The sequence below is a fragment of the Bacillus sp. MN7755 genome, from assembly GCF_054771475.1.
Map to the genome: position 1 here is coordinate 289,135 of NZ_BTRL01000017.1, position 7,688 is coordinate 296,822.

Annotated in this window: 9 protein-coding genes and 1 pseudogene; 6 read left to right on the plus strand and 4 right to left on the minus strand. The window is 35.5% G+C overall.

Going from position 1 to position 7,688, the window contains the following annotated elements; all coding sequences use genetic code 11:
* Positions 1-3: 3 nt before the first annotated feature.
* Both ACYVEC_RS20765 and ACYVEC_RS20770 read right to left on the minus strand, forming a co-directional pair.
* The gene (locus ACYVEC_RS20765; protein ID WP_000512464.1) at positions 4-228 is read right to left on the minus strand and encodes a spore germination protein; all 225 of its coding nucleotides are present in this window, start codon (positions 226-228) and stop codon (positions 4-6) included.
* Positions 229-306: 78 nt separating this feature from the next.
* Positions 307-612, minus strand: a complete 306-nt coding sequence (locus ACYVEC_RS20770) for a rhodanese-like domain-containing protein (protein ID WP_063222422.1) — start codon at positions 610-612, stop codon at positions 307-309.
* Between the two features lie 199 nt (positions 613-811).
* Between ACYVEC_RS20770 and ACYVEC_RS20775 the strand changes: the two genes are divergently transcribed.
* Positions 812-994, plus strand: coding sequence for a hypothetical protein (locus ACYVEC_RS20775; RefSeq protein ID WP_063222421.1), 183 nt, complete (start codon positions 812-814; stop codon positions 992-994).
* 48 nt (positions 995-1,042) lie between these two features.
* Here ACYVEC_RS20775 and ACYVEC_RS20780 read toward each other — a convergent pair whose 3' ends face one another.
* A complete protein-coding gene (locus ACYVEC_RS20780; RefSeq protein ID WP_063222420.1) occupies positions 1,043-2,167 on the minus strand; it encodes a homoserine O-acetyltransferase family protein in 1,125 nt (374 codons plus the stop codon).
* A 152-nt stretch (positions 2,168-2,319) separates the two neighbouring features.
* Here ACYVEC_RS20780 and ACYVEC_RS20785 point away from each other — a divergent pair, with 152 nt between their 5' ends.
* The 5 genes from ACYVEC_RS20785 (at position 2,320) to ACYVEC_RS20805 (ending at position 7,287) form a co-directional block, all read left to right on the plus strand.
* Positions 2,320-4,233 (plus strand): spore germination protein, encoded by a 1,914-nt coding sequence (locus tag ACYVEC_RS20785; RefSeq protein ID WP_460508124.1) that lies wholly within the window; start codon positions 2,320-2,322, stop codon positions 4,231-4,233.
* A gap of 16 nt (positions 4,234-4,249) precedes the next feature.
* Complete coding sequence (locus ACYVEC_RS20790; RefSeq protein ID WP_063223598.1) at positions 4,250-5,344, plus strand: spore germination protein; 1,095 nt, start codon at positions 4,250-4,252, stop codon at positions 5,342-5,344.
* On the plus strand, positions 5,320-6,399 hold the full coding sequence (locus ACYVEC_RS20795) for a Ger(x)C family spore germination protein (RefSeq protein WP_098555214.1): 1,080 nt from the start codon (positions 5,320-5,322) through the stop codon (positions 6,397-6,399). Before ACYVEC_RS20790 ends, ACYVEC_RS20795 begins: the two co-directional genes overlap by 25 nt.
* A 90-nt stretch (positions 6,400-6,489) precedes the next feature.
* Positions 6,490-6,675 carry a hypothetical protein gene (locus ACYVEC_RS20800; protein ID WP_063223656.1) on the plus strand — a complete coding sequence of 62 codons (186 nt, stop codon included), beginning with the start codon at positions 6,490-6,492 and terminating at the stop codon, positions 6,673-6,675.
* Between the two features lie 189 nt (positions 6,676-6,864).
* Positions 6,865-7,287 (plus strand): pyrophosphohydrolase domain-containing protein, encoded by a 423-nt coding sequence (locus ACYVEC_RS20805; RefSeq protein ID WP_000180547.1) that lies wholly within the window; start codon positions 6,865-6,867, stop codon positions 7,285-7,287.
* A gap of 43 nt (positions 7,288-7,330) precedes the next feature.
* Here the strand turns inward: ACYVEC_RS20805 and ACYVEC_RS20810 are convergent.
* A pseudogene (locus ACYVEC_RS20810) lies at positions 7,331-7,688 on the minus strand (hypothetical protein); the annotation flags it as partial.

Genomic DNA, 7,688 nt, shown 5'->3' on the forward strand with positions numbered 1-7,688 from the left:
CCTCTATGAACCTAATGTACGTGTACTCGTTGCTAATGGCGGAAGAAACACTGATGTTCTAATCACTGCTTCTGACTGTCTTTTCCCATTTAAAAAAATAGCCGCACTCGACCCTCCAGCACCTGCATATACCTTTGCTACAGCTAAAGGTGAGATATCATAACAGTCACCAACATTAACAGCCCCTGTATTATTTATAATTTTTACTTTCCGCAAGTTAATCCCCATTTACCTATCCCCCTTTTGTACACTGTATGCAAAAGAAAAAAACTTGAAACAGACTCGTTTCAAGTTTTTAACTATTAACTATTTCGTTTCACCTTCATATTGAAGCATACCGCCAACCATGTTCACTGTTTTAAAGCCTTGCTCATTTAAATAATGACATACATTTTCACTACGCATTCCCGAACGGCAAATAAAGATATATTCATTCTCTTTATCAAAGAAATCTACTCTATTTGGGATATCGCCCATTTTAATATGTACAGCTTCTGGAATCTTTCCTGCCGCCACTTCTTCATCTTCCCTCACGTCTACTAAAAATAACGTTTCTCCATTTTCTAAACGCTCTTGCACTTCTTCTGTAGTAATTGTTTTAACTTCTGTCATATGTCGTTCCTCCTTATATACAATAAAACCTTTAGTTTCTTCTTTAAATAATCATTCCTCATCAATTTTAGCATGCGAAAGAAAGAACGCAAAGAACTGAGAATTTATTTCTCAATTTTCTCGCAAAACTTATTCTTTACAAACATAACTCTTGCATTGTATCCTCAATATACTTGTTTTATGAAAGGAGCCAATGAAAATGACACTTTTTCTTTTCATTATGGGCATCATTTTCTTAATCATTGCAATTATTGCTCTTAGTATGAAAAATAATAAAAAGATAAAATCACCACAAGAAATGTCATTCTTATTTCTATTACTCAGTATCGCATTCTTCGGTATAGCAATTGCCACATATATTTTCCGCCTACAAATCATGTAAAAAAGGTGCCTACTACATACATTGCACCTTTTTCACATCATTTATTTTCTACGCAAAACTAGATACTTTCCGATTTAAAAACTCATGCAATTTCTTTTCAAATAAATGAATATCAAATGCTCCCGCCATATGCCCATTTATACTTTCTATCTCATACACTTCCGCATATTTCCCCTGTTTTTGCAAAATGTCTACCATTTTATAATTATAACGTGACGGCTGAAGCAAATCTTGTTTACACGGAATCATAAGTACATTTGCTTCTATATTAGAAAGAGCCTCTTCTAATGAAGAAAATCCATGCGCAATATCATGTAATAAAACTGCCTTCGCAGTGTACATCCACGAATTTGCATCTACTAACTCTATACTTCTATATGTCAGTTTGTTTATCTCTTTCTCAAATGTTGTTAATGCAGAAAACTCTTGATAGTGCGCCATTTCTATACTATTACGCGAGAATGCCGTTTCATAAAAATTCTCATCAAATGCGTTCATGAACATCATTCTATTCGCTAAATGAAGCCCCTTCATTGGCTGCTCTTCTCCATATTTTCCGCCCTTCCAACTTGGATCCAGTTGAATAGCCTCAATTGCATTTTGTGCTACATTTACTGACGTAATAATTGGATTTTGCGGATTCGTAATAACACCAATCATCCGCTCTACCATATGAGGATAGTGAATAGCCCATTGCTGCGCAATCATCCCGCCAGCTGACGGTCCCGTTACAGCATATAACCTTGGGATTCCCATATCTTTTATTAACTCGTACTGCATACGAGCTACATCAAGAAATGTAAAAACCGGAAAATCCATCGCATATTCATCTCCAGTTTTCGGATTAATCGATTTCGGTCCTGTCGTAATCACATATGGGTTCTTCACCTGTACATTACAAAGATTATCAGTGCATATAACATAGTATTTATTTGTATCAATTGCTTTTCCAGGTCCAATTAAACCATCCCACCAGCCAGATTCCTCATCATGCGCTGTATATTTACCTGCCGCATGACTAGTTGCACTAAAATAATGACAAACCAAAATCGCATTTGACCTTTCTCTATTTAAAGTACCATACGTCTCATACCCCATTTGAACAGGAATTGTCCTACCATTTTCAAATGTAAACTCCTTTAAAACAAACTTCTCTTTTTTTACAAATTGCACAGACTCGCCCTCTTCCCGTCATAGTATGTACTGCTTACTAAAGGATTTTTTCTATGCAAACTAATCTCCTCCTTCTTTTCATAAATAAATGAATAATATACAAAATTAGCCACAAAATAGCACTATATTACACAATCAAAGAGGGCATACATATGATTTGGAATTGGCTACGTAAGAAGAAAAAATCAAATACAACAGAGAAAAACGAAACAGGTAACTCGGAGCAACAACCTAGTAATCAAGAGGATGATAACAAAGAACAGACTAGAAGTATGAAACATAATAAAGATAGCAATGACGAGCAACAAAAAGAGGAAAGCAAGGAATCTTCCCAGGATAAACAAGGTGACTCGACTCAAAATAAACAGCAACACTCTAAACAAAACAACTCGGCTCAGGATCAGCAACAACACTCTAAACAAGACGAATCTTCTCAAGGGCAACAGCAACACTCTAAGCAAGACGAACCGGCTCAAGATCAACAGCAACACTCTAAACATGAAAACTTGGCTCACGATAAACAACAACACTCTAAACAAAATAACTCGGATCAAGGGCAACAGCAAAACTCTGGAAGTAATAGTATTTATGATTTTTCGAAGCCAGAGAAAGACCGTATTCATTCTCTACAAGATTTATTAGAGAAGCTGAAAAAGTCTAGTGATTTTGTTAATTATCACACATCTGATGATGATACGATGCCTTATTGGATTTCTTACTACCGTCCTTCACTTGATGGAGAAAAGCTTCAAAATTATTTAATGCCTACACTTTTAGAACACTCTTGTTCTTCTCTTGAGGAGCTAAAAGAACATATTCCAATGAGCGGTATTACAATTACGAATGACTTACAAAAAATTGAGGATATGGTTTTAAAGGGACATGCGATTATTCAATTGAACCAACAAGAGCAAAAGTGTATGCTTGCAAACATTGCAATTGATACTTACCGGGCACCAAGCCCTCCTTTAAATGAATCAACAGTTATCGGTCCGCAAGAAGGTTTTGTAGAGGCTATTGATACGAATATTAATTTAGTACGAAAACGCCTTCCTGTTTTAGATTTACAAACAAAAGAAATGATTATCGGTGAGTTTTCAAAAACAAAGGTTGTCATAATGTATTTAGATAATCTTGCCGAAAAAGAGAATGTAGATTTTCTAGAAGAATCATTGCGAGCTCTTGAATATGATCAAATTAATGATAGTGCTTATTTACAGGAATTAATGGGTGAAAAATCAATTTTCCCACTCTATATCAACACAGAACGCACTGATAGAGTCACAAAAGCCCTTATTGATGGCAAAATTGCAATTTTTGTTGATGGTTCACCAAACGTTCTATTAACTCCTGTATCCTATTTCGATTTCTTTATTTCACCAGAAGATTATAATGTCTCTTGGCTTTATGCTACATTTTCAAGAGTTTTACGACTTATCGCTGTCCTTTTCTCAATTTGTGCAGCCCCATTATATGTTGCCGTTTTAAATTATCATTATGAACTCATTCCAAGCGATTTGCTCGAAACATTGATTTTATCGAGAGCACAAGTCCCATTCCCACCTTTAATTGAAGCACTATTTTTGGAATTAGTTATCGATTTATTAAGAGAAGCTGGTGCAAGGTTACCGATGAAAGTCGGTCAAACACTCGGTATTGTAGGTGGTATCGTAATCGGGCAAGCATCAGTACAAGCTGGATTAACGAGTAATATTTTATTAATTATCGTTGCCTTATCAGCACTTGCTTCCTTTATTACACCTATTTATAAGATGGGTAATGCCGTTCGCTTACTACGTTTCCCATTTCTCTTCTTTGCAGAAATAGGAGGACTCTTCGGTATCTCTCTTGGATTTATCTTTTTATTTACTCATCTATTTAGACTAACGTCTTTACGCAAGCCATATGCTCTTTTTTATCCAACTAGGCAACAGTCCGTAAAAGATTCATGGATTCGTTTTCCATTAACAATGATTGATACAAGAGATGTACAAGCAAGACCACAACATGTAAAAAAATCAACAAAAGGGATTTCAACAAAACATAGATCGGATTTTGATGATTAAGGAATGAGGTGCATTGATGAGTAAAGTTCAAGAAAGATATCAAATATCCCCTATCTTTGTTTTCTTCTTAATTCACAGTGCACAGTTTGGTGCTGGCGTTCTCGGATTCGCTCGAATTATAGCAAAAGTTGCTGGATATGATGGCTGGATCGGGGTTCTAATCACAGGAATCTGTATCCATATTCTTATATGGATGATGTATTATTCACTAAAAAATACAGAAGGGAATTTAATTGATTTACACAAACAGCTTTTTGGAAAGTGGATTGGAAATGGTATTAGTCTCATTTTTATGGCTTATTTTTTTATTGTAAGCATTTCTGTTGTTAGAACATATGTCGAAATTATTCAAGTATGGATGTTTCCTAGTGCATCCACCTGGATGCTCACATTCTTTTTATGTTTAATAAGTTATTACATTATTTCATCAGGATTCCGCGTCATTACAGGAATTTGTGTTATTTCCGTTGGTGGAACATTAGGTTATCTTTTTCTAAGTCTTTTCATTTTGAAATTCTCACATTGGGATAATTTACTTCCAATGTTTTCACATTCTTTTACAGATATTTTGAAAGCAGCTCAACTATCCATTTATAGTATGACAGGATTTGAAATTTTCCTTATGGTTTATCCTTTTGTTAAAGAACCAGAAAAATCCCATAAATTTGCACAATATGGTGCATTATTCTCTAACTTCTTATATTTATTTAGTACGATTCTCGCTTTTACATTCTTTAGCGAAAAACAACTACTCAAAACAATTTGGTCTCAACTGTCCATGACACAAGTTATTAAGCTTCCTTTTATCGAGCGACTTGAGTATATTGCTATTTCCGGTTATGCTCTCGTTATTATTACAAGCTTTATTCTACCTTTATGGGCCGCTACTCGAGGAACGCATGAAATCTTTCGTGTAAAACAACGAGGTATTTTAATTGCATTTATGCTTATCACCTTAGTTGTTTCACAACTTTTAACAAATAGGCATGATATTAATGATTTTATTAGTAATACATCTAAAGTTAGTTTTTGGCTTATATATATATATATCCCAATTCTATTTATTATTGTGTGGGTGAAAAAAAAATGGACAAAACCAAAAGAAAATTAATACTTCTTATTTGCATCAGTGTCTTCAGTCTAACTGGTTGTTTACAAAAAAATATTATTGATGATGTTCAGCTCATTCAAGGAGCTGCCTTCGATACAGCAAAAGATAATAAAGTAAAAGTTACATTTGTTTGTCCCATACAAAAAAAGGGAAATAAAGTTCAAGTTTACGAAGGAACAGGAAACGCAGTAAAACAAGTAAAGGCAGATACATCTTTGGAATCTTCGCAACCGTTCGCAAGCGGGCAAATGCGTGTTGCCTTATTCACAACAAAGATTGCTAAAAAAGGATTATCAACTTCCTTTGACACATTAATTCGTGATGTGAATATTGGTAACTCACTGTATGTTGGACTATTAGAAGGCAGTGGTACTGAACTATTTAAAGGAAAATATAGTACCTCTTACAATGTTGCGATTTATATAAAAAAAATGTTAGAACATAATATGGACACTGGGCCATTGCCAACTGACAATTTATATTTAGGTGCCTTCAGGTACTACCGTGAAGGACAAGATTCTTATATGCCTATCCTAAAAAAACATGGAGATAAAATAAAAATTACTGGTATCGGTCTTTTGAAAAAGGATAAGTTGGTCGGAACAATTAAGTATCACGATATGTTTGTTTTCAAAGGACTGCTAGAAAAACACCGCTTGGACTCACATGAATTTAAAACCAATCCTGGCTATGCAATGATTAATAACATCCATTCCGTTCCTACCTACGAAGTAACTATAAAAAATGGAAAACCTTCTTTCTATATTCATGTAAAAATGCAAGCTCGTATTCAAGAATTATCTCGAAAATTCAACTTAGAAAATAAAAAGAACACGCAAAAAATAGCGAAAGCGGTTGAGAAACAGTTAGATGCGAAAGCTACAAAACTAATTAAACAGTTTAAATCCTTAAATGTTGATCCTCTTGGACTCGGAGCAAAATATAGACAACATTATCGCCCATTTAAATTAGAAGAATGGCGAAAGATGTATAAAGATGTACCAATTAAAGTGAAATACACTGTAAACATTACAAATTCTGGTGTAATTGAATGAGAAATGATTGAACTCCTCTCTCCAGCATGATACAACGGAAAGAGGAGTTTTTATTTTAGATAGAGAGAGAAGATATTTATGGGGGAGCTTATGTCTAAAAAATTAGTAAAGCCTATTTTAAATGGTATTTTATTTCTCGGCGTCTTTTTATTTGCTCATACATACTTAAAAAATGTTTCCTTTACACGTTATATACTTGTCGTTATACCAATGTTGCTCGTTGGTATGTTTGGCATCGATCTTCTTTTATCGATTTTTATAAAAGAAGAAAAATAACGAGCAGGGCCGTCCCAAAAGTATTCCGGGATGGCTTTCTTTTATTAATGGGTTATGTTTTATCGTTTAGTCGATATAATATTTCCCTACCTTAACTAAAAGATGGAACTTTTGAACAGTCCCTTTTCATTTCATAATCACCTTATGTTACAATGAGATTCGGCACAAAGCGAGAAAGGATGAAACAACATGACAAACGAAAAAGGTTTAGATAAAGGATACGAACTTGTTGCAAAAATGCATGAAGAGTTCGGACATCCTGTGACAAATACTCCAACAAAATTAACAGAAGAACGTGCAAAAATCCGTGCAAGTTTTATGCAAGAAGAGCTAGAAGAATTTCTAGAAGCAACGACTGTTGAAGATCAATATGATGCACTAATTGACCTTATTTACTTTGCATTCGGAACATTTGCCGAAATGGGCGTTCGTCCTGATAAAGGATTCGAAATTGTAAATAACGCAAACATGGCAAAATTATTCCCGGACGGGAAACCTCGATTCCGCGAAGGCGACGGAAAAATTCTAAAACCTGAAGGCTGGCAAGCACCAGAACCACAACTTCGTGCTGAAATCGAACGTCAGCGTCAAGAAGCTGAAAAAAACTGCTAGGATTTCCTAGCAGTTTTTTATTATGTCTTTTTTCTGCCATTCATTAATGACCCACGTGTCCCGCATGCCCTGCTGCTCCGGCAATACTAGCTGCTCCTGCTGCTACCCCTGCTGCTCCTGCTCCAATTCCACCGGCCCAAGGAGAAGATTGTTGTTGTTGATATTGTTGGTGGTGACCTTGATGACCTTGGTAACCGTGCTGACCTTGGTGACCTTGGTGGTGATGACCATGATGACCTTGGTGACCTTGGTGACCTTGATGAGTTTGATAAAGAACAGCCTGTGGATGTATATGATGGTGTCCGTGGTGATGTACTTGTTGTTGATGTCCTTGGTGGTGATGGTGACCTTGGTGACCTTGGTGGTGATGATGACCTTGGTGACCTTGGTGGTGATGATGA

Coding starts and splice junctions, on each gene's coding strand:
- ACYVEC_RS20800 (WP_063223656.1), top strand. CDS start 6,490: ATGTCTAAAAAATTAGTAAAGCCTATTTTAAATGGTATTTTATTTCTC.
- ACYVEC_RS20770 (WP_063222422.1), bottom strand. CDS start 612: ATGACAGAAGTTAAAACAATTACTACAGAAGAAGTGCAAGAGCGTTTA.
- ACYVEC_RS20795 (WP_098555214.1), top strand. CDS start 5,320: ATGGACAAAACCAAAAGAAAATTAATACTTCTTATTTGCATCAGTGTC.
- ACYVEC_RS20775 (WP_063222421.1), top strand. CDS start 812: ATGACACTTTTTCTTTTCATTATGGGCATCATTTTCTTAATCATTGCA.
- ACYVEC_RS20805 (WP_000180547.1), top strand. CDS start 6,865: ATGACAAACGAAAAAGGTTTAGATAAAGGATACGAACTTGTTGCAAAA.
- ACYVEC_RS20765 (WP_000512464.1), bottom strand. CDS start 228: ATGGGGATTAACTTGCGGAAAGTAAAAATTATAAATAATACAGGGGCT.
- ACYVEC_RS20790 (WP_063223598.1), top strand. CDS start 4,250: ATGAGTAAAGTTCAAGAAAGATATCAAATATCCCCTATCTTTGTTTTC.
- ACYVEC_RS20785 (WP_460508124.1), top strand. CDS start 2,320: ATGATTTGGAATTGGCTACGTAAGAAGAAAAAATCAAATACAACAGAG.